Source organism: Synechococcus sp. MIT S9507 (assembly GCF_047304715.1).
Lineage (GTDB): Bacteria > Cyanobacteriota > Cyanobacteriia > PCC-6307 > Cyanobiaceae > Synechococcus_C.
The window spans coordinates 2,280,857-2,304,007 of sequence record NZ_CP138970.1 but is presented as its reverse complement, the minus strand read 5'-3'; the positions used below and the strand labels follow the sequence as shown (position 1 = coordinate 2,304,007).

The 23,151-nt window shown below is 60.3% G+C and carries 27 protein-coding genes; 10 read left to right on the top strand and 17 right to left on the bottom strand.

Annotated elements, in window-relative coordinates:
- Window positions 1–19: 19 nt before the first annotated feature.
- The 7 genes from SIB83_RS12295 to SIB83_RS12265 all read right to left on the bottom strand — a co-directional run bounded on the left by SIB83_RS12295 (window position 20) and on the right by SIB83_RS12265 (window position 6,986).
- Window positions 20–271 carry a carboxysome peptide B gene (locus tag SIB83_RS12295; RefSeq protein ID WP_413401562.1) on the bottom strand — a complete coding sequence of 84 codons (252 nt, stop codon included), beginning with the start codon at window positions 269–271 and terminating at the stop codon, window positions 20–22.
- Window positions 271–597 (bottom strand): carboxysome peptide A, encoded by a 327-nt coding sequence (locus tag SIB83_RS12290; RefSeq protein ID WP_413745972.1) that lies wholly within the window; start codon window positions 595–597, stop codon window positions 271–273. Before SIB83_RS12290 ends, SIB83_RS12295 begins: the two co-directional genes overlap by 1 nt.
- A gap of 2 nt (window positions 598–599) precedes the next feature.
- On the bottom strand, window positions 600–2,357 hold the full coding sequence (locus tag SIB83_RS12285) for a carboxysome shell carbonic anhydrase (RefSeq protein WP_413745971.1): 1,758 nt from the start codon (window positions 2,355–2,357) through the stop codon (window positions 600–602).
- A 7-nt stretch (window positions 2,358–2,364) separates the two neighbouring features.
- The gene (locus tag SIB83_RS12280; RefSeq protein WP_413745970.1) at window positions 2,365–4,686 is read right to left on the bottom strand and encodes a CsoS2 family carboxysome shell protein; all 2,322 of its coding nucleotides are present in this window, start codon (window positions 4,684–4,686) and stop codon (window positions 2,365–2,367) included.
- A 99-nt stretch (window positions 4,687–4,785) separates the two neighbouring features.
- A complete protein-coding gene (locus SIB83_RS12275; RefSeq protein WP_066905746.1) occupies window positions 4,786–5,127 on the bottom strand; it encodes a ribulose bisphosphate carboxylase small subunit in 342 nt (113 codons plus the stop codon).
- 59 nt (window positions 5,128–5,186) lie between these two features.
- Window positions 5,187–6,602, bottom strand: coding sequence for a form I ribulose bisphosphate carboxylase large subunit (locus SIB83_RS12270; protein ID WP_066905748.1), 1,416 nt, complete (start codon window positions 6,600–6,602; stop codon window positions 5,187–5,189).
- A 72-nt stretch (window positions 6,603–6,674) separates the two neighbouring features.
- A complete protein-coding gene (locus SIB83_RS12265; protein ID WP_006169870.1) occupies window positions 6,675–6,986 on the bottom strand; it encodes a BMC domain-containing protein in 312 nt (103 codons plus the stop codon).
- A gap of 318 nt (window positions 6,987–7,304) precedes the next feature.
- Between SIB83_RS12265 and SIB83_RS12260 the strand changes: the two genes are divergently transcribed.
- Window positions 7,305–7,910, top strand: a complete 606-nt coding sequence (locus SIB83_RS12260; protein WP_413745969.1) for a non-canonical purine NTP pyrophosphatase — start codon at window positions 7,305–7,307, stop codon at window positions 7,908–7,910.
- Window positions 7,911–7,914: 4 nt separating this feature from the next.
- On the opposite strand, the gene SIB83_RS12255 is transcribed toward SIB83_RS12260, so the two are convergent.
- Window positions 7,915–8,700, bottom strand: a complete 786-nt coding sequence (locus tag SIB83_RS12255) for a BMC domain-containing protein (RefSeq protein ID WP_413401553.1) — start codon at window positions 8,698–8,700, stop codon at window positions 7,915–7,917.
- A 96-nt stretch (window positions 8,701–8,796) separates the two neighbouring features.
- On the opposite strand from SIB83_RS12255, the gene SIB83_RS12250 reads away from it, so the two are divergent.
- Window positions 8,797–9,204, top strand: a complete 408-nt coding sequence (locus tag SIB83_RS12250) for a hypothetical protein (RefSeq protein WP_115125018.1) — start codon at window positions 8,797–8,799, stop codon at window positions 9,202–9,204.
- A 34-nt stretch (window positions 9,205–9,238) separates the two neighbouring features.
- On the opposite strand, the gene SIB83_RS12245 is transcribed toward SIB83_RS12250, so the two are convergent.
- On the bottom strand, window positions 9,239–9,730 hold the full coding sequence (locus SIB83_RS12245; protein WP_413745968.1) for a hypothetical protein: 492 nt from the start codon (window positions 9,728–9,730) through the stop codon (window positions 9,239–9,241).
- Between the two features lie 134 nt (window positions 9,731–9,864).
- Here SIB83_RS12245 and SIB83_RS12240 point away from each other — a divergent pair, with 134 nt between their 5' ends.
- From SIB83_RS12240 to bchL, 3 genes are all read left to right on the top strand, one after another.
- Entirely contained in the window at window positions 9,865–11,139 is a 1,275-nt protein-coding gene (locus SIB83_RS12240) for a ferredoxin:protochlorophyllide reductase (ATP-dependent) subunit N (RefSeq protein WP_413401548.1), read from the top strand.
- 5 nt (window positions 11,140–11,144) lie between these two features.
- Entirely contained in the window at window positions 11,145–12,722 is a 1,578-nt protein-coding gene (locus SIB83_RS12235) for a ferredoxin:protochlorophyllide reductase (ATP-dependent) subunit B (RefSeq protein ID WP_413745967.1), read from the top strand.
- Between the two features lie 149 nt (window positions 12,723–12,871).
- Window positions 12,872–13,762, top strand: coding sequence for a ferredoxin:protochlorophyllide reductase (ATP-dependent) iron-sulfur ATP-binding protein (gene bchL / locus SIB83_RS12230; RefSeq protein WP_413401545.1), 891 nt, complete (start codon window positions 12,872–12,874; stop codon window positions 13,760–13,762).
- A gap of 3 nt (window positions 13,763–13,765) precedes the next feature.
- Here bchL and SIB83_RS12225 read toward each other — a convergent pair whose 3' ends face one another.
- The 3 genes from SIB83_RS12225 to psaM all read right to left on the bottom strand — a co-directional run bounded on the left by SIB83_RS12225 (window position 13,766) and on the right by psaM (window position 15,327).
- The gene (locus SIB83_RS12225; protein WP_413401543.1) at window positions 13,766–14,728 is read right to left on the bottom strand and encodes a protochlorophyllide reductase; all 963 of its coding nucleotides are present in this window, start codon (window positions 14,726–14,728) and stop codon (window positions 13,766–13,768) included.
- Between the two features lie 103 nt (window positions 14,729–14,831).
- Window positions 14,832–15,173 (bottom strand): hypothetical protein, encoded by a 342-nt coding sequence (locus SIB83_RS12220; protein ID WP_413745966.1) that lies wholly within the window; start codon window positions 15,171–15,173, stop codon window positions 14,832–14,834.
- 49 nt (window positions 15,174–15,222) lie between these two features.
- Window positions 15,223–15,327, bottom strand: a complete 105-nt coding sequence (gene psaM / locus SIB83_RS12215; protein WP_186489668.1) for a photosystem I reaction center subunit XII — start codon at window positions 15,325–15,327, stop codon at window positions 15,223–15,225.
- Between the two features lie 79 nt (window positions 15,328–15,406).
- On the opposite strand from psaM, the gene SIB83_RS12210 reads away from it, so the two are divergent.
- Together SIB83_RS12210 and SIB83_RS12205 are read left to right on the top strand one after the other, a co-directional pair.
- Entirely contained in the window at window positions 15,407–15,907 is a 501-nt protein-coding gene (locus SIB83_RS12210) for a CRR6 family NdhI maturation factor (protein WP_413745965.1), read from the top strand.
- Window positions 15,904–16,491 (top strand): hypothetical protein, encoded by a 588-nt coding sequence (locus tag SIB83_RS12205; RefSeq protein WP_413401537.1) that lies wholly within the window; start codon window positions 15,904–15,906, stop codon window positions 16,489–16,491. The genes SIB83_RS12210 and SIB83_RS12205 overlap by 4 nt, the downstream gene beginning before the upstream one ends.
- A 10-nt stretch (window positions 16,492–16,501) precedes the next feature.
- On the opposite strand, the gene SIB83_RS12200 is transcribed toward SIB83_RS12205, so the two are convergent.
- Entirely contained in the window at window positions 16,502–17,281 is a 780-nt protein-coding gene (locus SIB83_RS12200; protein ID WP_413745964.1) for a TSUP family transporter, read from the bottom strand.
- On the opposite strand from SIB83_RS12200, the gene SIB83_RS12195 reads away from it, so the two are divergent.
- Window positions 17,280–18,053 (top strand): lipoate--protein ligase family protein, encoded by a 774-nt coding sequence (locus SIB83_RS12195; RefSeq protein ID WP_413745963.1) that lies wholly within the window; start codon window positions 17,280–17,282, stop codon window positions 18,051–18,053. The genes SIB83_RS12200 and SIB83_RS12195 overlap by 2 nt on opposite strands.
- On the opposite strand, the gene SIB83_RS12190 is transcribed toward SIB83_RS12195, so the two are convergent.
- A complete protein-coding gene (locus SIB83_RS12190; protein WP_413401534.1) occupies window positions 18,026–19,294 on the bottom strand; it encodes a site-2 protease family protein in 1,269 nt (422 codons plus the stop codon). The genes SIB83_RS12195 and SIB83_RS12190 overlap by 28 nt on opposite strands.
- Before the next feature lie 69 nt (window positions 19,295–19,363).
- On the opposite strand from SIB83_RS12190, the gene SIB83_RS12185 reads away from it, so the two are divergent.
- Window positions 19,364–20,047: a phosphoribosylanthranilate isomerase gene (locus tag SIB83_RS12185; protein WP_413745962.1), complete on the top strand. Its 684-nt coding sequence runs from the start codon at window positions 19,364–19,366 to the stop codon at window positions 20,045–20,047.
- A 25-nt stretch (window positions 20,048–20,072) separates the two neighbouring features.
- Window positions 20,073–20,564, top strand: coding sequence for a hypothetical protein (locus SIB83_RS12180; protein ID WP_413745961.1), 492 nt, complete (start codon window positions 20,073–20,075; stop codon window positions 20,562–20,564).
- 58 nt (window positions 20,565–20,622) lie between these two features.
- Here the strand turns inward: SIB83_RS12180 and folE are convergent, their stop codons facing one another.
- Genes folE through SIB83_RS12165 form a run of 3 tightly spaced genes read right to left on the bottom strand, consistent with a single transcriptional unit; the run spans window position 20,623 to window position 23,151 of the window.
- Window positions 20,623–21,417, bottom strand: coding sequence for a GTP cyclohydrolase I (gene folE / locus SIB83_RS12175; RefSeq protein WP_413745960.1), 795 nt, complete (start codon window positions 21,415–21,417; stop codon window positions 20,623–20,625).
- Between the two features lie 12 nt (window positions 21,418–21,429).
- Window positions 21,430–22,137 (bottom strand): SDR family oxidoreductase, encoded by a 708-nt coding sequence (locus SIB83_RS12170; protein WP_413745959.1) that lies wholly within the window; start codon window positions 22,135–22,137, stop codon window positions 21,430–21,432.
- 24 nt (window positions 22,138–22,161) lie between these two features.
- Window positions 22,162–23,151, bottom strand: coding sequence for an acetyl-CoA carboxylase carboxyltransferase subunit alpha (locus SIB83_RS12165; RefSeq protein ID WP_413745958.1), 990 nt, complete (start codon window positions 23,149–23,151; stop codon window positions 22,162–22,164).

Here is a 23,151-nt window from a genome sequence, read left to right as displayed (position 1 = left end):
AGGGAGGGGTCGCGATCAGTTATCCATCCGGCATCCAGTGATCGATGATTCCACCGATGGTCAGATCCGTGAGCACTGAGCTGTTGGGGCATGCAAAACGGGCAGCGGAGCCACTGGAGGTGAAGACCCAGTTGCCCTCCCTGGCTCCGACAGGGTCAACGGCAACCAGCTGCTTGCCCTTGTTGTTCCTGAGAATGCGCAGGTGCATGTGATCCAACCCGGCCAGGCGGTAAGAGCAGACCAGTGTCCCCATCACCTGCATGATCTCCATCAGGGTTTCTCTCCTGGCTTGAGAGAGGGTGAGGGCTTGGAAGGTGCAGGGGCGGAAGGGGCTGCCGACGGGGGTTTGGGTGGATCCGGATCCCAGTGGTCGATGATTCCCACGATGGTGAGATCACTGGGGTAGGACTTGCTTCCGGCAGCTTCGCGGGCAGCGGAACTGCTGACGCAGATCACCCAGTCGCCTGGCTTTGCTCCGACTGCATCCACGGCCACTTTCTTGGTGCTGCCATCCAGAACCACCTGGAGGTGTTTGTGCTCGAAATCCGGAATCCGGTTGGTTGAAACCAGGGGCTTCAGGACCTTGACAATCAGCATGGTCAGTGAGCCTCCTGCTGGACGGGATCGAGTGTGGAACCTACCGCCACCGCAGGGAGCGGCTGGTCACGGTCGCGGATCGTGAGAAGCGTGTGGAGCAGACCTTCGTTGACGAGCGCTGAATAACGCTCATCGATGGCCTTCTGAATGCGCTGGCAATCGGCGATGGCACGCTCACGCGCACCGGGCACCTTGCCCGAATAATCGAAACGCACCACAACCGGAATCGGCAGATCGCGGGAGACATTGAGTCCCTTGAAGATTTTCACACCGACATCAAGATCAGGAGCTCCTTGTTCAACGGTGTCGAGGTGAGCGAAATAGGTGAGGTTGCGCAGATGCACCTCCTTGAAACCGATACCGACACCGATGAAGCGCTCAGCATGGCCGGCGTCGGGATAAGCGCCGTGATGAAGCGATCGAACGTAGTCCTGCTGGGAGATGTTGCTGACAAGCAATCGAGTAATGAAACGCACCATGCCTTCATCGGGAGCGGATGACACATGGGTCTGAACAGCCGCCTGAACAGCATCCCTGGCCTGCTGCACCGTGAGCGGAGCGGTGCTTTCGTAAAGCGATCTGGCACAGAGCCACTGATCGAGTCGGATCTCACCGTTCTGATCAGGAACATGAACACGTATGGCATCGGTGTCGGTGTCTAGACCGATCAGAAGCAGATCAACAGACGCACCACAGCAGAAGCTGTTTTCAACGGCTTCACGGAAGTCATGCAGACGCTGAAGTCCTGAAGCAGCAGCCAGCGCATCATCACTGCCATGGGCTGCACAACCCTGGTGTGATGGATCGAGCGAGCTGAAGTGATAGGCCACCACTTTCAGATACCTGGTCGGAGCCTGAGCCTCATTGGGCAGCTGCTCCCGGAAACGGCGATGTTCGGTCTTGATCCAGCGATTGACCGTGTTCTCGACATCAAACATCGCTCCTGCATGGGAGCGGCGGCGTACAGCACTGAAAGGAATTCTCAGCGCATAGGCGATCGTGTGCGCAAGACGACCATCTGCGCAGGGTGTGACGTCCAGCAGATGAAAACCACAGTCGAGAAGGAACGCATTGAATTCCTCCGAAGCTCGGCTGCCTGAAGCGGCTTCCAGGGGGTCGTCCTGGAAGAAACGTTCACTGAACAGCTGATGCGACTGAAAAACGCACCACGCAAACAGTGCGCGCATGTCGAGAGGTCTCACCCACGACTTCTCAAGAATGTGATCCGGAAGGTCGAAGCCGAGTTCCGCGCGGGCGAGGCGCTGAGCCTGAGCCAGAAAGTCGGGTTCGTGCTGCAGGGCAGACACCTGCTTCAGCAGAGGCACAATCCGGTCAAAACGGCCCTTCACCTCCAGCTCGTAGGCCTTGAGCCGTTCGTTCTCCGACTGGTCGGTCAGAGGATGGGAGTCCACCGACCAGGGGAGGGAAGTTCTGCTGAGATTGACGACCACGGACGTCCGGGATTCGCCACGCTTCATCCGGCCGGGCTGCTGGGGAGTGGGACGGCGCCGGTCAGCATGGGAACGGATGCGGCCACCGGATACGGAACCTGACTTGAGCAGAGCGGCCTTGCCGGAGACAGTCAGAGCCTGGCGCCGCTCAAGCGCCGACTGTCGCGCTGTGCTGCCGGTGGACGGGCTTGCCTCCCCTATGGATTCAGAGCCGGCGATGTCCCTGGCGAGTGATGCCTGGACCTGACGCCGCGTGGGAGCCGTGGGCGCAAGAGGTCGCCCGCCACGGGAAGGCATGGAGCGAACCATCTGCGAATCAGCCCCTTGCGCCGCCGGAGACGGTGATCAGAGAACCTTTATCGGTGTTGCCGTGGGAGCCGGTCACACGACAGACGGGCCACTCGGCCTGCTCATTGCGCTTGCGCTCGAAGGGAGCCATGGCCCCCATTGGACCGGGTCGGGTGGGGTTGCGGCGGCGTGCTGATGCACCCTCTGTACCGGTGACATGCTCGCCACGATCCCAGTCGTCACCTGTGACCTTGGTGGATGAACCCTCACCCGTCACGCGGGAGGTCGGCTCATCAGCCGGCTCACTGACAACGGCCACGGTGGGCTGGAAGTGTCGGCGCTGAAAATCGCGGTTGTCAAAACGGAACTGTTCAGTGCCGGTGACCTTGCCGCCGGCCATATCGAAAGGGCCGGTGATGCGATTGCCCTGTTCATAGGAGGTTCCGGTGACGGAACCCTGTGCATCACGCTGCTGTTGAGCCGCGCGGGCTGGTGACATCACACTGAAACGGGTCCAGGCGGCACCTTCCGGCGACTGACCGTGCGTGTCGGTACCGGCTGGAGCCTCGGCACCACAAGCTGCGGCAAGTTGATCCGCACCCACATAGGGAGTTCCGGTCACCGCTTCACAGGCACCACGCTTGTCACCTGTCATCACTCCGCCCACTCCGGGCTGAATACCGGTCATGGCGGCGGAAGGTGTCCCGGGACGAACGGGAGTACGTTCTCTGATCGCCTGGACTGCAGTCGTTCCGCAATGCTGACCCGCCTGCTCCAGGCCTGCATAAGGGGTGCCGGTCACGGCCTGACAGCTGCCGGGCTCATCACCGGTCACGTGCTCGGAACGTCCAGTGCGGGTGCCGCTGACGACCTGATTGCGGTTGGTGATGCTGAAACCGACCTTGGCCGCCTCGGGATCAGGTTTCCCTCCGCAGAAGCTGTTGACCTGTTCGGAGCTGATGTACTGGTCACCGGTGACGCGGTGACAGGATCCGAACTCATCTCCTGTGACTTGTGAGGAACGACCGACCAGGGTGCCGGTCACTCCCGTGCCTGAAAGGGTGGCTGACAGACCGACCTTCGCAGCAGGTCGACCATCGGGAAGAGGGTCGGAACCGAGATACTGATCACCGGTGAGACTTCGATTGGCACCTGCTTCGTCGCCGGTGACACTGGCGGAGCGGCCCACGATGACACCACTCACCGGGCGGCCTTCAAGAGTGAGGCTGTGGCCGACCTTGCGCGGTGATGGATTGGATCCGCCGCAATAGGCTGCAGCCTGATTGGCGGAAATGTATTCCGTACCGGTCACGCTCTTGCAGGTACCAGGCTCATCACCGGTGACCTTGCCCGACCGACCGACTTCGTTGCCGGTCACACGATTGCCGTGACTTGTCGCAGTGACGCGCACCTTGGCGGGCGTGGTGGGCTCGGGGGCTTGCTGACAGAAGGTCTGGAAGACTTCGGCGCCGAGGTACTCGGTGCCGGTGATCGAGCGGCAGGTGCTGGCTTCATTGCCCGTGGTCTTGACCGAGCGGTTGGCCTGCGTGCCGGTCACGGTCTGACCGGTGGTTGTGGTGCTTTCGCCAACTTTCCAGTGCGCATCAGCAGCAGCGGCCTGCTTGGCGCCATGGCGATTAGGGCCGCACGGGCGGGTGACACCGGCGTTCTGCTTGCTGATGGCACCGGCTTTGGCCCGCAGCTCGCGCACCTGTTGAGCAATCTCACGGCTGGAGAGATCGGGGTTGACCTGACGCGCAACCGCAGCAGCACTGGTGGGCTGCTTGCCTGCGGTTTTGCCATGTTTCGACATGGCTTCACGACGCGCCAGCACCAGGGCTCGGCTGGGATTGTCGATCGAGCGCCTCTTGGGAGTGGTTTTGCGTCGCTCGAGACCGGATCGGCCTGCACCGGAGCGAGGAGTCAGCTCGACAGTGACGGAGGGACGTTCGACTTTTTCAGGAGCAGCAACCGGTGCAGCGACGGAAGCTTCTCGAGCTACATCAGCACGGTTGCGATCCCGACTGGTAGACGCAGACTTGCCTCGACGGGAAAGTGCTTCACGACGGGAGAGGACCAGTTCGCGGCTGGGATGACGCTGCGCTTTCCCTTGGGGGCTGCGTGAGGGAGCCGCGGTTCGGGTCAGCGAGACCGGGGATTGCGCAACGCCGGCCACAGGAGCTGAGGTCGCTGGCTGAACCGCGTTTGTGGCATCGGTGCGAGTTGGACGGGCATCACTGGCCGACCTGATCCGATTGTTTCCACCGAGGGCAGCGGACGCTTTCTTCCCCGAGGTGGTCAGCGCTCTGCGGCGCTCAAGTGCGAGTTCTCGACTGGAAAGTCTTGCCATGTCCGCCCGGTGAAGTCGTCAAAGAGCAGGGGGCGCTGCCCCCGTTAAAAACTGGAGCCCTGAACAGAAATCAGGGCTCGGAACCAAGGGTTCGAAGGATCAGCGTCCTTCGAAAACCACGAAGCAGGCACCCTGGCTCTGGGTGTAGGCGTCGTAACCGACGATGCGCACGTGGTGGTCGGGGTAGGCGCGATGGCAGGCCTCGAGCTCACTCACGACAACATTGAGATCCTTCTCGCCGAAGAAGGGAAGCTTCCAATAGGACCAGTAGGTGGCCATGGAGTTGCTGGGATGGACATGCTCGATGAGCGGGCTCCAGCCCTGGGCGATGATGTAGGCGATCTGGTCGTAGATCTCGTCCTGGGTCATCGGCGGAAGAAAGCCGAAGGTCTCCAGGGTGGCGACTGTTTTGTAGTCACCCACGGTGCTCTGGAAAGGCATGGGGATCCTGGGTGTAAGTAAAAGGTGTGGCCGGTCGCTGAAACCGGCCGGGGTTGTGATCAGCTCTGAACGTCGAGCTTGTCGACGGTGTCGAACTCGAACTTGATCTCCTTCCAGGTCTCGAGGGCTATGGCCAGCTCAGGGCTGTGCTTGCCTGCTTCCAGGAGGATGTCGCGGCTTTCCTTCTCGATCTCGCGACCGGCATTACGTGCCTTGACGCAGGCTTCGAGAGCCACGCGGTTGGCAGCAGCACCTGCAGCGGAGCCCCAGGGGTGACCGTGGGTACCACCACCGAACTGCAGAACGGAGTCGTCACCGAAGATCGCCACCAGTGCGGGCATGTGCCAGACGTGGATACCACCGGAAGCAACGGCGAACACACCAGGCATGGAACCCCAGTCCTGATCGAAGAAGTTGCCGCGGCTGCGATCTTCAGGAACGAAGGATTCGCGCAGCTGGTCGATGTAGCCGAGGGTGGTCTGACGATCACCTTCAAGCTTGCCGACCACGGTGCCGGTGTGAAGCTGGTCACCACCGGACAGACGCAGACACTTTGCGAGAACGCGGAAGTGGATGCCGTGCTTGGGATGACGATCAATCACCGCGTGCATGGCGCGGTGGATGTGAAGCAGCATGCCGTTCTTGCGGCACCACTTCGACAGACCGGTGTTGGCAGTGAAGCCACCGGTGATGAAGTCGTGCATGATGATCGGCATTCCGAGTTCCTTGGCGAACTCGGCGCGCTCGTACATCTCCTCGGGAGTGTTGGCGGTCACGTTCAGATAGTGACCCTTGCGCTCACCGGTCTCCTGCTCGGACAGCTTGATGGCTTCCGCAACGAATTCGAAGCGGTTCTGCCAGCGCTGGAAGGGCTGGGAGTTGATGTTCTCGTCGTCCTTGGTGAAGTCCAGACCACCGCGCAGGCACTCGTAGACCACACGGCCATAGTTCTTGCCGCTCAGGCCGAGTTTCGGCTTGATCGTGCAGCCCAGCAGAGGACGCCCGTACTTGTTCATCCGGTCGCGCTCGACGCAGATACCGTTCGGGGGGCCGTAGCAGCTCTTGATGAATGCGATCGGGAAGCGGATGTCCTCCAGACGCAGGTGGCGAAGGGCCTTGAAACCGAACACGTTGCCGACCAGAGAGGTCAGAACGTTGGTGATGGAGCCTTCCTCGAACAGGTCGAGGGGATAGGCGATGAAGGCATAGAAGGATTCCTTGTCACCAGGAACATCTTCGATGCGATAGCAGCGGCCCTTGTAGAACTCGAGATCGGTGAGGAGCTCGGACCACACGGTGGACCAGGTGCCGGTGGAGGATTCGGCAGCCACAGCAGCGGCGACTTCTTCCTTGGGCACACCTTCCTGGCCGGTGCACTTGAAGCAGGCCAGCAGGTCGGTGTCTAGGGGAACGTAATCAGGAGTCCAGTAAGTGTCTCTGTACTCCTTTACCCCGGCGTCGTACTTCTTGCTCATGAGATAACTCCGTTAGGTCGTTGAAGGCGGGTGAGTCGTTGAAACCTCAAAATTTCAAAGGTTCAGACGATCTCAGTCCTTCTGACCGAGGAAGTTGCCGTTGCCGAGTGCAGGCTCAACTTCGCGGTGGGGGCGGGCAATGATGTGAGCAGCCACGAGGCCGTCGCCAACGCGCTCACAGGCATCGGCGCCAGCACGCACAGCAGCGTTCACAGCACCGGTTTCGCCGCGCACCAGAACGGTGACGTAACCGCCACCGACGAACTCACGACCGATCAGACGCACTTCGGCGGCCTTGGTCATGGCGTCAGCCGCTTCGATCGCAGGAACGAGGCCGCGTGTCTCGATCATGCCGAGAGCGATGCCCATGGTTTCGTTAGCCATTACCTACCGGGAATAGGGGGGGATGTTCGCCGGTGAGATTGCTCTGCCAGAGGTCGACCCGTCAAGGGCTAATGCGCTTTCTCTGGATCACTGTCCGTAGTGAACCTGATAAGCGCTGCTGATCACCCTGTCAGGGACTGATCCAAAGAACTGTGCGCTCAGCGGTCAGCACGCCCACACATGCGGTGGCCAAACCGGAAAAGACCCATAGCGTTATCCGCGGATACCTGAAAACCGGGCTTTCCGGGTGGGATGTTCAACCTGTTCAGGTCTCCACTGACGACAGAAGTTCAGAAGACTTACACCTGATCACACACAATGGTGCTCCCCATCCGGAGCCGCGCTTTGCGCACCCTGATCATCGCCAGCGGCAATCCTCACAAGGTTGCTGAGATTGAGTCGATGCTCGGGCCGATCGCCGTGGTCGTGCAGCGTCAACCGGCTGATCTGGATGTCGAGGAGACCGGCAGCACCTATCTGGAGAATGCGCGGTTGAAGGCCAGTGCCGCCGCGGCCAGAACCGGTTGCTGGGCTCTGGCGGACGATTCCGGGCTTGAAGTGGACGCTCTCAATGGAGCCCCCGGGTTGTACACGGCACGGCTTGCTTCCAGCAACGAAGCCAAACTCTCGAAGCTCATGGAGGCCATGGCGGGTGTTCCTTATCGAAGCGCCCTCTTCAGAAGCGCCATGGTGCTCTGTTCACCCGATGGTGTCTGTGATGAACAGGCGGAGGGAATCTGCTGGGGTGAGCTTCTGTCTGCACCGGCCTATCCGGGAGGCGGGATTGAATCGCTGTTCTGGGTGCGTGAGGCCGGCTGCAGCTATGGAGAACTGAACAGCTCACAGCTGGCCAAACTTGGAAGCCGAGGCAAGGCCGCCCGCGCTCTGGCTCCAGGCCTGCGCAGAAGACTGGCACTAGACTGAATGCTCAGCTCCGCGCGGCGCGTCGATTCACCAGATCAATCGCACGCATAGCGGCAGCTGCGGCCTCCTCAACATCGCCTTCCCGCCCCGCAAGCGTGAGGCGACCAAAGGCTCCCACGGCCTTGACATCGACCAGCGTGATGTTGGAAGACTTCTCCGCTTCATTGGCGGCAATCAGCACATAACCCGCAGGCTCTGTTTCCAGAATGAACATGCTCATTCCCGCCTCGATCATCGAGCCACGCCGGTTCTGACGGTTGATCAGGACAGCATGATCTGGAGTGATCGCACGAATCACTTCGGTCCAGCTCACCTCAGCGGGGGTTCGCTGGTCAACAGAGCTGCCGATGGCCTCCAGAACCACATCACCGGAATGGAGCACCGTGCTCTGGTCGCGGTGATAAAGCGCCATGGAGCCGAAGGCTCTTTCCACCACCATCTGACCCAGTCGCACATTGCTCGCTTTCAGAGCGATATCTGTGACTCGATGCACGGCCATGCCCGGCGAAACCTCCATCCACAGACAGGCATCCCCTGGAATCGGCAAAAACCCCTGACTCACCGTTCCCATATAAGCGGCCAACTGTGGCTGCAGTGAATCGATGAAGACATGGGTGCGCAGCTCGATTGACTGCACGAGACTGTTTTTCCGACTGAGCCGAGAAGACTCCGAGTCAGTTGTAACGACGCAGCTCGCTCCGCCGACAGAGGGGTTCACCTCCGTGCCAGTGACGAGAGCGCTTCCGCCAACCCGCCGCTCTCTGGCGTCGAAGCCGGCGAGACGATTCATAGCGCGGATCTTACCGGATGCCGATCGTCAAACAGCGCGCAGGTGCTTGCACAGCCCCACACAGCCGATAACTTCGGGCCATTCGCCCTGTGAGCCATGGCTTCCGCCCGTCGAAAATCAGAGGAACCTGGCCAGCTTTCCACTGAACTCAATGCCGAGCAGGCCCTGGGTCTGGTCAGCTACAGCCTGATGCAGCGTCTTGCCGGCGAAGGCCAGGCCGAGATGCCCTGGCTGGACACTGATGACAGCAGTCATGCCGGCATGGTTCGGAAGCTTCGTCAGAGACTGGAGCTCACCGCCCTTGCAGTGGATAGCGGAGCTCCCTTAACAACGACTGAAGTCACCTATCTGCTCGGGGCTCGCCCCGGAACGGAATCTGTTGAAAGGGGAGGCCTGACAGCTCGTCGTGTGAGTCGCAACGTCTGGCGCCTGAGCCGCATGGACGACTCCGATGGACGAGGCAGCGGCAGCTTTGCTGATGATCGCTTCCGCCGCCGTCTCTGATTACGTCTCTGAGTTCGTCTCTGGACAACCCTGATCAGGACTTCGGCTTCTCATCCGTCTTGACATCGGAGCTGTCATCGACAGCATCGACGCAGACTGTTGTGGATGCCAGTTGTGCTCGCGCCGCGAGCAGAGGAGCCGCCTTGCCCTTCAGTTGCTCTGCCGCTTCGGCCAGGGTTAGTTCCTTGTTCTTGCTGACTTCATCAACGGCTTTACGGAAGAGATCCACCTGATCTCGATACTCCTTGACCTCGGCCTTTTCAAGCTGACCCTCAGCTTTGTTGAGAGCAGAGAGAGCACCTTTGAGCTTGTCTCCCGCCTGTTGAGCATCCGCCACGGTGGAGTCAGGAGTGAGACCATTGACCTGCTCCATGGCGGCATCAACATCAGCCTGAGCCGCACAGACGGCTTCGACACCTTTGACGACCTTCACCTCATCGTTGTCAGCTTTCTTCTCGGCCGACTGGCAGGCCACAAGCGCCAGGCTCAGCGCAAGAGCGGCAGGTAGAACACGCAGAGAGGACATTGCCGGGAAAGAACTAGCCGAAATGTACCGAGATGCCCCAGAGCAGGCCGCAATGATCCCGAAGAGTTTCAGACACTTGCACTGTTGAGTCGATCTGGAGTCATGGTGAAGGGAAGGACAGATCAGGAATCCCGATGGGCGCCAATCTGCGGAAGGAATCTGGACCCCGGGAGGTGTTCTGTGGGCTTACATCGATCGTCTGGCTGCATCGACGCATGCCCGATGCCTTTTTTCTGGTGGTGGGGTCGCGCACCTGCGCCCATCTCATCCAGAGCGCAGCGGGCGTGATGATCTTTGCCGAGCCCAGATTCGGCACGGCCATCCTCAATGAACGGGACCTGGCAGGCCTGGCCGATGCCCACGACGAACTGGACCGTGTGGCCCGCGAGTTGCTGGCTCGACGCCCCGAGATCCGCACACTTTTCCTCGTGGGGTCCTGCCCAAGCGAGGTGATCAAGCTCGATCTTGCTCGCGCCTCCGAACGCCTCAACGAGGAATTGCAGGGCAGGGTTCGTGTGGTGAACTACTCCGGTAGTGGAATTGAAACCACATTCACCGAAGGGGAGGACGGAGCCCTGTCGGCCCTGGTGCCCTTCCTGCCCAGCACCGACAAGCGCCAGCTTCTGCTTGCGGGAACCCTGGCTGATGCGGTCGAAGACCGGCTGATTCACCTCTTCGCCCGTCTCGGAATCGAGACGGTGTGCAGCCTTCCACCAAGACAGTCCACGGAACTGCCGGGTGTCGGACCGGGCACCACCGTGCTGCTCACCCAGCCCTTTCTCAGCAACACCGCACGCTTGCTCAAGGAACGGGGCGCCAGGGTGCTGCATTCACCGTTCCCGCTCGGAGCGGAGGGAAGTCGCCGCTGGATGGAGACAGCCTGCAGGGATTTCAACCTGCCTGGAGATCGGGTTGCTGCCGTGCTGAACCCTCTGGAAGAGAGAGCACGCATGGCGCTTGAGCCCCACAGGGCGGAACTGGCAGGGAAACGCATCGTGCTGCTGCCGGAATCGCAGCTGGAAATCCCCCTTGCACGCTTTCTGCAACGCGAATGCGGAATGGAACTAGTGGAGGTTGGTACGCCCTATCTGAACCGCGAACAGATGGCGCTGGAACTGGAACTGCTGCCGGAGGGCACCGAGGTGACGGAGGGTCAGCACGTGGAGCAGCAGCTGGACCGTGTTCGCGACCAGCATCCGGATCTCGTGGTGTGCGGGATGGGACTGGCCAACCCCTTGGAAGCGGAAGGCATCACCACCAAATGGTCGATCGAACTCGTGTTCAGCCCCATCCACGGCATCGATCAAGCCGGAGATCTGGCCGAATTGTTCTCACGACCATTGCGCAGGAGGCAGCTGATTCATCCAGCACTGCATCCACAGACCTCGCATCCTTCCATCCACGCCTGATTCCCATGCAACTGACGCTCTGGACATACGAAGGACCACCCCATGTGGGGGCCATGCGCATCGCCGCCTCGATGCGCGGCGTGCACTATGTGCTGCATGCGCCTCAAGGTGACACCTACGCAGACCTGCTGTTCACGATGATCGAACGGCGGGGGCAGCGCCCACCGGTGACCTACACCACCTTTCAGGCACGCGACCTGGGAGGCGACACCGCGGAACTGGTGAAGCGCACTGTGCGTGAAGCCGCGGAACGCTTTCGTCCGGATGCCCTTTTGGTTGGCGAAAGCTGCACCGCTGAACTGATTCAGGATCAACCGGGTGCCCTGGCTCAGGGCATGGGACTGAGCATGCCTGTGGTGACCCTGGAACTGCCCGCATACAGCAAAAAGGAGAACTGGGGAGCAGCGGAAACCCTCTACCAGCTCGTGCGCAATCTGCTGAAGCCCCAGGTGCCTGAGCAGCCGCAGCATGACCCCAAAGCCTGGATGGCCGTCGGCCGTCGACCTCGGGTCAATCTGATCGGTCCGTCCCTGCTGGGATTTCGATGCCGTGATGACGTGCTCGAAATTCAGAGACTGCTGACCGTGCACGGAATCGATGTCGGGGTGGTCGCCCCGCTGGGAGCGGAGGTCAGTGATATCCAGCGAATCCCGCAGGCAGATCTGAATGTTTGCCTCTATCCGGAGATCGCTGAATCGAGCTGCAGCTGGCTGGAACGGAATTTCGGCATGCCCTTCACACGCACAGTGCCGATCGGCGTCGGGGCCACCCACCACTTCCTGGTGGAACTGCACACGCTGCTGGGCATGGACCCGCCAACGAACGAGGAGGGGTATCGCTGCTCAAGGCTGCCCTGGTATTCGGAATCGGTGGATTCCACCTACCTCACGGGCAAGCGGGTGTTCATTTTTGGCGACGGCAGTCACGCCCTGGCGGCAGCCCGGATCTGCAGTGAGGAGCTTGGATTCAAAGTGGTTGGCCTTGGCACCTACAGCCGCGAGATGGCGCGATCGGTCCGAACGGCTGCCAAGGAGCTTGGCCTTGAAGCACTGATCAGCGATGACTATCTGGAGGTGGAGGCGGCCATGGCCGAAGCAGCCCCCGAGCTGGTGCTTGGAACCCAGATGGAACGACACAGCGCAAAGCGCCTGGGAATCCCCTGCGCCGTGATCAGCACACCGATGCATGTGCAGGACGTTCCGGCTCGCAACAGCCCTCAGATGGGATGGGAAGGCGCCAATGTGATTTTCGATGCCTGGGTGCATCCGCTGATGATGGGGCTGGAGGAACATCTGATCGGCATGTTCCGCCATGACTTTGAGTTTGTGGATGGGCACCAGAGCCACCTGGGTCACCCCGGCGGCAAGGACCAGGCAGCTGAAGAACCCAGCCCGACCGCTGAGGTGAGTGCTGAGGAAAGGGGCCCGGTGTGGACCGCCGATGGTGAAGCTGAGTTGAAGAAAATTCCTTTCTTTGTGCGCGGCAAGGTACGCCGAAACACGGAAACTTACGCACGTCAGGAGGGGCGCCTGGAGATCAGCAGCGAAACGCTCTATGACGCAAAAGCCCACTACAAGGCATGAGCAAATTCACTCATTTCTTTTAATCAATACAAAGAAAATACAAGGGTCAAGCATTTCTGAAACGAAGGATCTTTTATTTCTTGGTGAATATCAGCTGGGGTGCATGTGTTGCTGTTGAATGAGATTGATCCCTTTTGCAAAGGTCCTGCATGACCACGACCCTGACGCGCCCAGCTGACGGAGAAGGCAGTGTGCAGGTCCTTCAGGACCCGTCGCTGAACATCCAGGAGGAGACCCTGGTGATCGCCGTCTACGGCAAAGGCGGGATCGGCAAATCCACCACATCCTCGAATCTGTCAGCCGCTTTCTCGAAGCTGGGTAAACGGGTTCTGCAGATCGGCTGCGACCCGAAACACGACAGCACCTTCACCCTCACCCACAAGATGGTGCCCACGGTGATCGACATCCTTGAGGAGGTGGACTTTCACAGCGAGGAGCTGCGACCGGAGGATTTTGTGTTCACAGGCTTCAACGGCGTGCAGTGCGTTGAAAGCGGAGGCCCCCCAGCCGGCACCGGCTGCGGGGGTTACGTGACAGGCCAGACCGTGAAGCTGCTCAAGGAGCATCACCTGCTGGAGGACACCGATGTGGTGATATTCGATGTGCTCGGGGATGTGGTCTGCGGAGGATTCGCTGCGCCCCTGCAGCATGCGAACTACTGCCTGATCGTGACAGCCAACGATTTTGATTCGATCTTTGCGATGAACAGGATCGTCCAGGCGATCCAGGCGAAGGCAAAGAACTACAAAGTGCGGCTCGGAGGCGTTGTCGCCAACCGATCCGCAGACACCGATCAGATCGACAAGTTCAATGAGCGCACGGGTCTGCGAACCATGGCTCACTTCAGGGATGTTGATGCCATTCGCCGCTCCCGCCTGAAGAAGTGCACCATTTTTGAAATGGACGACGACGATGAGGCGGTGAAGGCTGTCCGTCAGGAGTATCTGAATCTTGCGCAGAACATGCTCGACAAGGTCGAACCTCTTGAGGCCGTCTCGTTGAAGGATCGGGAAATCTTCGACCTGCTTGGATTTGATTGAGGCCTAGGTTCTGGCGCTCAGCCCCACCAACTGCATCGACAGCTCCCAGACCCTGCTGGCGGTCTGGGGATCGGTCACCTTGTCGGACAGATCCTGGCTGAACTGCTGTCCGTTTCTCTTCTGACGATTGCCCCAGCTCCAGTGCACCCCGGATTCTGCGAAATCCGGATCGGCAACGACCTTGGCAACACGCTCACCCGCCAGCGACTGGGAGACATAGCCGCCGGTGATGTTCTTCTGAAACCAAGGGAAGATTTTTCTGAAAAGCCTGGGGGTGTTGCGAAAGAGCGGCGTGTCGGCAACACACCCTGGATAGAGCGACGTGAAACTGATGCCGGTCTCGGTGCTGTAGCGCCTGTGCAGTTCCTGCGTGGTGATCATGTTGCAGAGCTTGCTGTCCTTGTAAGCCTTTCCAGGCTTGAAGGGTTGGCCACTGGCCATCGAAACGGGCTCCATGAAACCGGCCTCAAAACCGGAGAGATCACCCAGATCGGCTGGAGCTGGAATCGGTATCTTGCCTCCGAGCTCCTTGGAATTCGCTGTAACCGTGCCAAGGATCACCACACGGCGCGAAGGGTGGGTTGAAGCCTTCAGACGACGCATCAGCAACTGAACCAGCAGAAAATGGCCGAAGTGATTGGTGGCCATCGAGATTTCATAACCCTGAGGTGAGCGCTCCGGTCGTTTCAGCTTGGGCTTGTAAACAGCGGCATTGCAGACCAGGCAGTCGATCCGGTCCGGCATTCCCTCCACAGCCTGTCGGACACTGTCCAGGTCACCGAGATCCATCAGCACATGCTTCAACCGCTCTGCGGGCAGACCCAGCTCATCGGCGGCGGCCGCGGCACGCTGCGGAGAACGGTTGGCAGTGATCACAGTCCAGCCCTGTTGAACGAGAGCGCGTGCGGCATTCAGGCCGACCCCGGATGTGGTTCCGGTGATCAGGACAGTGCCTGGAACGGGCATCAGGAAAACGGTGCAGATCGCTCAGTCTGCCTTTCAGGCCAACACAACACCGCCCGCGGTCATGAATCTCTGCGGGCAGCTGTCAGCACAGACACAAGCTGATTCAGCGCCAGATCACCCTCAAACGGTTCGGCGCAATCCACTGCTCCTGTTCATCCATCAGGCGTTCATCCCCTCCGAGGGTGAACAGGCTGTCAAAACGATTCTGCAATCCCCTCAACTTGGTGGCTTCCACATCAACAACAGCCGCCAGCTCTCCATGTCGGTCGAGCCGCTCCTGATAAGCCATCGACAAACGCACGACACTTACCACCCCGAGAAAGATCAGACCAGACTTCACGGCAAGCGCCAGGGCGCTGCACAGCAGTTCCCGTCTGTCGTTCTGTTGCTGAAGCAGAGCCGCCAGCGAAGCGGCATCTGGTGCTGATGGAACGGGTTTCTGCATGTTCGCTTGTAACGCGGCACACCGCTCGTGCCAAGAGGCCAGGTGAAGTTCAGGCGCGATAGAGGCTCACACAGAGGCGGATCGCCAGCACGCCGGCATGGGCAGCCACCACGAGAGCGATGAAGATTTCGGTCTGGGTAAGGGTGCTGACCATGACGGAAGCTTGAAACCATTGCATTCTTTCCTGCGCAGGCCTCAGGGCGCCATCATTCGCAAAGGCCTGTCACACCCGCATGGAAGCCTTGAGTCCTGATTCCCTGGTGACCATCGATGCAGAAGCGATCAGGACACTGAACCTGCAGGCTCTCTCAGCCTGGATCGAACGGCCTCTTCATGTTCTGCTCGATGCCGGCGCTGTGCTGGAACTGCGCTACGAGTGGCCACGCGAGGTCGATGACCCAAGGGAACTGAGCGAATGCCCGGAGCCTCGTCTGTGGGCTCTGCGAGCAGACGCCCACTACCCCTGGCTTCCTCTGTTGCTGGATCGGTCCGGTGGGAGTCTGGCCCAGCATGTGGCCATGCTGGTTCCCCACGATTTCAGCCCCAGCGAAGGCATCCGCTTCGATCCTCAGGCCCTTGAGTTGTGGATCACCCATCGACTCATGCTGCTCAACCGGCTGGGCAGTTCGTCGGACGTTTCCGGAGGTCAGCGCGGCAACCTCAGTCTGATGGCGGCCAGCCTTGGTTTCGAGCTGGATGGGGGGTTCTGGGAGCTGCTCGATCAGACGCCATGAAATGCATCATGCGCCGCTGGGCCGGAGTATCTCTTCTGGCGATGACCCTCTGTTCCGGAGGCTGCGGATCCGAGGTGGAGTCAGGCCCACGGGGGCATCTCCCCGAAGCAGTACGGGTTCAATCGGCCCCGGAGCCCTTGCCACCAGGCCAGTCTGGGCCCAGCAGAACCTTGCTCACCAGCCTGCAGGGGAAGGCGGTTCAACTCAGGGCACGCCGCACAGACGTTCAACGAACGGACGGACAGCGTCAGTGGCTTCTCGAACTTCACGAGGGCGGAACGGTGCTGGCAAGGTGGAGTGCTGTGAGCGGAACCCCCAGCAGCCAGAACCGTGATCGTCGCTGGTCTCCCGGCAACGGAGCGCCCCTTCCGCAGGGCGACTACAGGCTGGGCCCTCCGGAACCCTGGGGCAACGACATCTGGATAACGCTCTCTCCTCTTTTTGACACGAGCCGCAGCGGACTGGGGATTCACCACTGCAATCCCGGCAGCGGCTGCCTCTGTCTGCCGGATCGTTCCTCGCTGCTGGCTCTCTCGGCCTGGATGCAGGAGGTCGAGCTCAAGACACTGAGCGTTTTGAACTGATCCCAGACGGTCAACCCAGCTGCATGGCCAGCTGAACAGCCCTTCTGCCGCTGTCGAAGGCCAGCAACAGCGACAGCAGCCTCAGCAGCCAGGCGAGTGTTCCTGTGTTGACGCGATCCAGCCGGGCCGCAGTCCACCGGGCTGACAACGCGGCAACGGCACCGAGAACGAAACCCAGCGTCCACTGACCGCGCCCTTCATGCAGAAACTGCAGTGAAGCGGCGCTGGCTGAGCAGGCCACCGCAAGGGTGCTGAGACGAATCGCCTGTCGAATCGGCAGCGAAAGGCCGTTCACCATCAAAGGAACCATCAGCAGACCACCGCCTAGTCCAAGCATCCCCCCTGCCAAGCCGGCGACGCCTCCCACCGCAGCAAGACCTTTCAGCGGCGGAGGCCCATCCGATTCAGGCCCATGGTCATCGCGATCACCACGAATCGTGAGCGCCAACAGCAGGTAAAGCAACGCCTGAAGCGTCAGCAGCTGCCAGCCTGCGGCGAGTCGACCCAGACGACTGAACACCAGTGCGGTGGCAAAGGCCGTCAGGCCGATCGACAGGCCTGGCCTGAGCTGAAGTGCCCGCGCGCGCCAATGGGTGTAACTGCCGCCGATCGCCGTGGGCACGATGGCAAAAGTGCTTGTCGCTAAAGCTTGGTGAGGACTGAGGCCCATCCAGAGCAGCAGAGGCGCGAAGATCAGACCACCTCCGATTCCCAGCAGACCGGCCAGAGCTCCTGCCAGGAGCCCCAAAGGCACGGCCAGCAGCACACCTGACAAAGTCATCGTTGCCATGACGCTGCATGCATCCTGCCGGTCCAGGCCTTCACGCCAGGGTCGTCTCCTGAACAACCTCACTCTCAGCGGCGCCGAACAGATGGCCTTGGACGCCCTGCTGCTGGAGCAGTGCTGGACCGAGGGACGGAAACAACCCGTCTTGCGCTTCTACCTCTGGGAAAGGCCTTCCCTATCCCTGGGCAAACATCAGCGGGAGATTCCAGACACCTGGCTGAGCCTTGCCAGAACAGGACAGCTGGATCTGCTGAGCCGCCCCAGTGGTGGCGGGGCCGTACTCCACGCCGGTGGGCTGACCTACGCACTCGTGTGGCCAGAGGCACCTCGGCAGAAACGGGAGGCCTACCTGCAGGTGAACCGCTGGCTGATGGCTGGCTTCGCCGAACTTGGCGTCAGTCTCAATCCGGGCAACTCCGCTGCGGAGCCAGGCGCAATCAACTGCTTCGCCCGTTCCACAGCGGCCGACCTGGTGGATCCACAAGGAACCAAGCGCATCGGCAGTGCTCAGTTCTGGCAGCGTGGTCATCTGCTTCAGCACGGTGAAATCCCCCTGAACCCACCGGCGGATCTCTGGGCTGCGGTGTTCGGGAACGAGCCACCGCAATGGACGCCGGAAACGCCTGATGTTTCGGCAGTGGAAAGGGCGCTCATCCGCAGTTTCGGCGAAGGGCTATCCAATCACGACTGGACTGATCAGCCCCTGAGCAGCGAAGAACGCACCTTGATGCAGCAAAGGGCTGAGGGTTATCGACTCGGCGCTTCAGCGCTTTGATCATCAAGCAACCCAGAAGCACGCATGCTCTTCACCACCTGGGCCAGGGGCATTCCGAACGGATAGGTGTTGGCGCGGCGAGCCGCCGTGAGCATGGCCTCCGGCAGTTTCACGGACAAGCCCCTGAGAACGGCCTCACCCAGGTCACAGCGATCGAGGGTTCCGTCAGGCAGACCGGCGGGGCCTAGCACCAGCAGACGCCCCTGCCCAGAATCTTCCAGAGCGAGAACCGCTTCCCAGAGAGGTGCGGACTGCTGAATCGAAGGAAGGCGCTCCAGCGGCTGAAGATGATCTCCAATGGTCTGGCGATCCCATTGCTGAACAGGAAGGTCCTTGAGCGGCTGATCCGTGATGAAGCCAATCCATCGACCGCCTCGACAGACAAGCACCCAGTCCGGAAGACAGGGCTCGCCACTGTCTGCCGTTCCCAGACGCAGCTTGCTGAGACTGCGCAGAGTCTGATCCGCCTCCACCACGCGGAATCGACGGGCCGTCGCCGGTCCGACCGTTTCTCTCTTGAGCACCTGTTGCAGAGCCAGGGTCTGGGTCTGACTGCGGGACGCGCTCATGCCGAACCAACCGAGAAGCACCAGCCAAAGACCGGTGAATCCTCCTCCCCTGAGCAGCAACCAGAAACCGATCATCACGGCGAGGAGTGACAGGAACCGACCACTGGCGGTCGCCACCTGAATGCCCCGACGTTGACTGCCAGTCCATTGCCAGACAATGGATTTGAGAATCAAGCCGCCATCCAGCGGCAAACCCGGCAACAGATTGAACAGCGCCAGAACAAGATTGAGGCCTCCCAGCTGAGCCACCAGATTTCCCAGGAGGGGGCTGACATGTTCAGCGGAATGAACACTGAACAGCAGCAAAGCTCCAAGAATCAGACTCACAGCAGGCCCCGCCGCAGCCACCCTCAGCGAGCCCATCGCCGTGGAGCATTCACGTTCCACCCGAGCGACTCCGCCCATCAGGAACAAGGTGATGCTGCTCACCTTCACTCCCTCGCGCAGAGCCACGAGGGAATGGCCGAGCTCATGCAGCAGCACGGACACGAACAGCAGCAGAGCGGTGAGAAGCCCCATTGACCAGCTGACCCAGACCGCACCGGCCGCCGCAGGCAGTTTGGCGACCTGCTGCTGAAAGGCCATGGTGAACAGCACCAGAATGATGAACCAACTGGGATGAACCTTCAGAGGGATCCCGCCGATACGCATCAGTTGCCAGCCGTCACCCAAATGTTTTTCCGGCGGGCTGGCCGGCAGTGTTGAAGCAATCCTAGAAAGGACACCTCATTCAGATCCACCATGGTCGATCGGGGCCTGTCCCTCAAGATCTGCGGCCTGACCGATTGCGACCAGGCCTGTGAGATCGCTGCCATGGGAGTGGATGCGATCGGCGTCATCGGAGTGCCGGCCACTCCACGATTCGTCGAGTCCGGTCAACGCAGGGCAATCTTCGCGAGGCTGGATCACGAGCATCCTCTGACCAAACGCGTCTGGGTTGTTGCAGACCCAGATGATGGACTTCTGGCAGCGGCACTGTCGGGGGAGGGACAGCCCTCGGTTGTGCAGCTGCACGGGGAGGAATCGCCTCGGCGATGCGCAGAGCTACGTCGGTTGTATCCCGGCATCAAATGGTGGAAAGCCCTGCGATTGCGTGGGGAGGAGGATCTCAACGGCATCGACGCCTATGCCGCCAGCGTGGATGCCCTGCTTCTGGATGCCTGGAGCCCGAAACAGTTGGGAGGAACGGGGCATCGCCTCGATCTTGCCTGGCTTGAGCGGCTGGAGACACGGATCTGCAGCGATCTTCCCTGGTGGCTTGCTGGAGGAATCAGTGCTGAGTGGGTCCCAGCACTGCTGGATCAGGTGAGCCCCTTTGGTCTGGATGCCTCAAGCCGGCTGGAGCACAGTCCGGGGGTGAAGGATCTCAGCCGTGTCGAAGAACTCGTCGAAGCGGTCAGGGCCAGTTCGGGTAACCGGAGATAGGTTGTGTCACCCCTTATCAGCAGCCATGTTCCGGGCCCTGTCAATTTGCCTCACCCTCGTGGCGGCAGCTCCGTTCGGGGCTTCAGCACAGGGCATGCTGCCGGGATGTCGACTGGAGAATGGCAGTCTTCAATGCGTGCCAGGTCTGACGGCCAGCCCTGAGCAACAGATTCAGGTGCTTGACGGACAGATCGACCGGGGGCTTCAACAGGAAGGTCATCTCGAGCAGACCATCGAAGGGCTGAAACGTTTCGCACTGGTTGGAGAGGCCAGGGAAGGCGCGTTACTGAAGACGAAACTGAATCCCCGGAGTGCTGATGTTGAAGAGCTCGACGTCCACTGGTATCGCCGCAGTGAACAGGGGAACTGGACCCTGGTGGAATCAGGATCCGGGCGTAATTACCGAATTGGCCCTAAGGATCAACGGAACGAGCTCATGGCGGTGCTCGTGGTGCGCAACCGCGATGGCAACATCAGAAGGATCAGCAGCAACGTGATCGGTCCGATCAGCGATTGAATGCCAGGGGTGCTGTTTGGGGCACCCCAATCCTCGACCAAGAGGCGACCGGATCAGATCAGTTACTCAGCAGCGCTTCCTGCTGGCGCACGAGCTCGAAGAATTCCTGCTTGAGGCTGGGATCATGACGGAAGTCACCCCGGACAACGGAGTTGACCATGCTGGTTTGGGGCTCTTTCACACCACGCCATTTCATGCAGTAGTGCTGTGCCTTGATGATGATCCCGAGGCCCTTGGGCTCACAGAGTTTCTCGATTTCGTCGGCAAGGATCATCACTGCCTCCTCCTGGATGTGAGGTCTTGAAAACACCCAGTCCGCGACGCGGGTGAACTTGGAGAGACCAATCACCCTGGCACCTGGCTTGATCCCGACCCAGCAGTTGCCCATGATGGGCACGAAATGATGGGAACAGGCGGATCGCACCGTAAGTGGGCCAACGGTGTAGATCTCGTCGAGCTGCTTCACATTGGGAAAGCTTGCGACCTTGGGCTGTTGGTGATAACGACCCTTGAAGACCTCCTGGATATACATCTTGGCGACACGTTCCGCCGTCTCTTCGGTGTTGTGGTCGTTCTCGATATCAATCACAAGGCTGTGCAGAAGATCGCGGAAACGATCCGCCACTTCCATCTGGAGGTCTTCCAGTTCACCGGGGAGAATATGGTCGGCGATGTTGTCGTTCGCAAGGAATGAAGCACCTTGCGAACGCAGACGCTCGCGAATCACATCGGAAATCTTGGCGTCAGTAATAGCGAACTGACCGCGGTTATGACTGAGCGCTGCATGCGAGCTCAGCTCACTCAGCGCTGCAGAACTGGTTCCGTTAGTGGAAGTAGGAAGTGTAGAAGTCATCTCTTTCAGAATTCAGAAAGCGCCTGTAGCTGGCATGAGGGTTAAATCCTCAACAACCTGAGTTGCAGGTTGCTGGGCCAAGTGAAGAAGGGCAGCAGCGGCCTGATTGACGGGCAGCATGGCACGTCGGTCGAAGTCACTGTCGACGGTCGGGGAGTCCCAGAGGGAGGTATCGACCGCACCGAGCGTGAGCGTGCAGGCACGAATGCCATGAGCACGTTCTTCCTCACCCAGGCAACGAGTGAAACTCGCCAGAGCAGCTTTGACGGTGCAATACGCTCCCCAGCCGGGAAAAGCGTTTCTGGCCGCATGGCTGCTCACGTTGATCACCAATCCTCCCGCTGGCCTCATGGCAGGGACGACGGCGGAACAAACCTGGAAGACACTGGTGAGATTGAGTTGAATCAACCAGTCCCAGCGCTCCAGAGGCATTCCAAGCAAATCCCCGGTCCATGCAGCACCCGCGTTATTGATAAGAACCGAGGGGCGAAGCCCCTGGTTCAGCAAATCATTGATACCGGGAGCAATGGCAGCCGAGTCGGTGAGATCGATCGCTTGATAAGCAACTCGAACACCACCAGCACTCAGTTCCGACTGGAGAGACTGCAGAGCAGCCTCGCTACGGGACACGAGAAGCAGATCCCAGCCAGCCTCGGCAAAAGCCTTGGCAGCAGCATGACCAATTCCACGTGATGCACCGGTGATCAGAACGGAAGGCAAGAAATCCGTGCAATCAGAAGCACCCTAGGCAGCAAATCCGTCTTCCGGCGAGGTGGCGTCGAGGAAACGCCCCATAGCCCTGAATTTCAAGTAGCGCTGATCTTTCAGATCCCCGACAGACAGAGCCAGCAGGTCGTCGAGATGGCGATTCAAGGCGGCCTTGAGCGTCTCACCGGCTTCGAGGGGAGCCCAGTTGTTGCCACCGGCCGGTTCAGGCAGGACTTCATCCACCACGCCGAGACTGAGCAGATCTTTGCCGGTGATTCGCAATGCGGCAGCAGCTTCGGAGGCCTTCGCCGCATCACGCCAGAGAATCGAGGCACAGGCTTCAGGGCTGGCCACGGTGTAGACGCTGTGCTCAAACATGAGCAATCGATCGGCGACTCCGATACCGAGTGCGCCCCCGGAGCCACCCTCACCGATCACCGTTGCGACGATGGGAACCCGCAGGCTGAACATCTCACGCAGGTTCACGGCAATCGCCTCACCCTGACCTTGCTCCTCCGCCAGAAGACCGGCATAGGCACCGGGAGTGTCGATGAAGGCCAGAATCGGGAGACGGAAACGATCGGCATGCTCCATCAGGCGCAGAGCCTTGCGGTAGCCACCTGGGGTCGCCATGCCGAAATTCCGTGCCACGTTCTCCTTGGTATCGCGCCCCTTCTGATGGCCGACCAGAAGGACCGAGCGATCTCCAAGTCGTCCAAGCCCACCAATCAGAGCCTGGTCATCACTGCCACGACGATCACCATGCAACTCAACCCAGTCATCGCAGAACATCTGGATGAAATCCAGGGTGCTGGGCCGATGGGGGTGACGAGCGACCTGAATTTTCTGAGCAGGGGTTAAGGAGCGAAAGATCTCATCACGTCGTCGCGCCGCCAGGGTTTCAAGCTGAAGAAGCTGCTGACTGACATCCACCTCCGAGTCTCTGGCGAGCTGGCGGATCTGCTCGATCTGCTGTTCGAGCTCCACCAGCGGTTTCTCGAAATCAAGCAGAGGGCGGGGTGCCAT

Bases quoted from the DNA above. Each gene is read 5' to 3' on its own strand.
- SIB83_RS12295 (WP_413401562.1), bottom strand. From the start codon at position 271: ATGGAGATCATGCAGGTGATGGGGACACTGGTCTGCTCTTACCGCCTG.
- SIB83_RS12290 (WP_413745972.1), bottom strand. From the start codon at position 597: ATGCTGATTGTCAAGGTCCTGAAGCCCCTGGTTTCAACCAACCGGATT.
- SIB83_RS12285 (WP_413745971.1), bottom strand. From the start codon at position 2,357: ATGGTTCGCTCCATGCCTTCCCGTGGCGGGCGACCTCTTGCGCCCACG.
- SIB83_RS12280 (WP_413745970.1), bottom strand. From the start codon at position 4,686: ATGGCAAGACTTTCCAGTCGAGAACTCGCACTTGAGCGCCGCAGAGCG.
- SIB83_RS12275 (WP_066905746.1), bottom strand. From the start codon at position 5,127: ATGCCTTTCCAGAGCACCGTGGGTGACTACAAAACAGTCGCCACCCTG.
- SIB83_RS12270 (WP_066905748.1), bottom strand. From the start codon at position 6,602: ATGAGCAAGAAGTACGACGCCGGGGTAAAGGAGTACAGAGACACTTAC.
- SIB83_RS12265 (WP_006169870.1), bottom strand. From the start codon at position 6,986: ATGGCTAACGAAACCATGGGCATCGCTCTCGGCATGATCGAGACACGC.
- SIB83_RS12260 (WP_413745969.1), top strand. From the start codon at position 7,305: ATGGTGCTCCCCATCCGGAGCCGCGCTTTGCGCACCCTGATCATCGCC.
- SIB83_RS12255 (WP_413401553.1), bottom strand. From the start codon at position 8,700: ATGAATCGTCTCGCCGGCTTCGACGCCAGAGAGCGGCGGGTTGGCGGA.
- SIB83_RS12250 (WP_115125018.1), top strand. From the start codon at position 8,797: ATGGCTTCCGCCCGTCGAAAATCAGAGGAACCTGGCCAGCTTTCCACT.
- SIB83_RS12245 (WP_413745968.1), bottom strand. From the start codon at position 9,730: ATGTCCTCTCTGCGTGTTCTACCTGCCGCTCTTGCGCTGAGCCTGGCG.
- SIB83_RS12240 (WP_413401548.1), top strand. From the start codon at position 9,865: ATGGGCGCCAATCTGCGGAAGGAATCTGGACCCCGGGAGGTGTTCTGT.
- SIB83_RS12235 (WP_413745967.1), top strand. From the start codon at position 11,145: ATGCAACTGACGCTCTGGACATACGAAGGACCACCCCATGTGGGGGCC.
- bchL (WP_413401545.1), top strand. From the start codon at position 12,872: ATGACCACGACCCTGACGCGCCCAGCTGACGGAGAAGGCAGTGTGCAG.
- SIB83_RS12225 (WP_413401543.1), bottom strand. From the start codon at position 14,728: ATGCCCGTTCCAGGCACTGTCCTGATCACCGGAACCACATCCGGGGTC.
- SIB83_RS12220 (WP_413745966.1), bottom strand. From the start codon at position 15,173: ATGCAGAAACCCGTTCCATCAGCACCAGATGCCGCTTCGCTGGCGGCT.
- psaM (WP_186489668.1), bottom strand. From the start codon at position 15,327: ATGGTCAGCACCCTTACCCAGACCGAAATCTTCATCGCTCTCGTGGTG.
- SIB83_RS12210 (WP_413745965.1), top strand. From the start codon at position 15,407: ATGGAAGCCTTGAGTCCTGATTCCCTGGTGACCATCGATGCAGAAGCG.
- SIB83_RS12205 (WP_413401537.1), top strand. From the start codon at position 15,904: ATGAAATGCATCATGCGCCGCTGGGCCGGAGTATCTCTTCTGGCGATG.
- SIB83_RS12195 (WP_413745963.1), top strand. From the start codon at position 17,280: ATGACGCTGCATGCATCCTGCCGGTCCAGGCCTTCACGCCAGGGTCGT.
- SIB83_RS12200 (WP_413745964.1), bottom strand. From the start codon at position 17,281: ATGGCAACGATGACTTTGTCAGGTGTGCTGCTGGCCGTGCCTTTGGGG.
- SIB83_RS12185 (WP_413745962.1), top strand. From the start codon at position 19,364: ATGGTCGATCGGGGCCTGTCCCTCAAGATCTGCGGCCTGACCGATTGC.
- SIB83_RS12180 (WP_413745961.1), top strand. From the start codon at position 20,073: ATGTTCCGGGCCCTGTCAATTTGCCTCACCCTCGTGGCGGCAGCTCCG.
- folE (WP_413745960.1), bottom strand. From the start codon at position 21,417: ATGACTTCTACACTTCCTACTTCCACTAACGGAACCAGTTCTGCAGCG.
- SIB83_RS12165 (WP_413745958.1), bottom strand. From the start codon at position 23,151: ATGGCACCCCGCCCTCTGCTTGATTTCGAGAAACCGCTGGTGGAGCTC.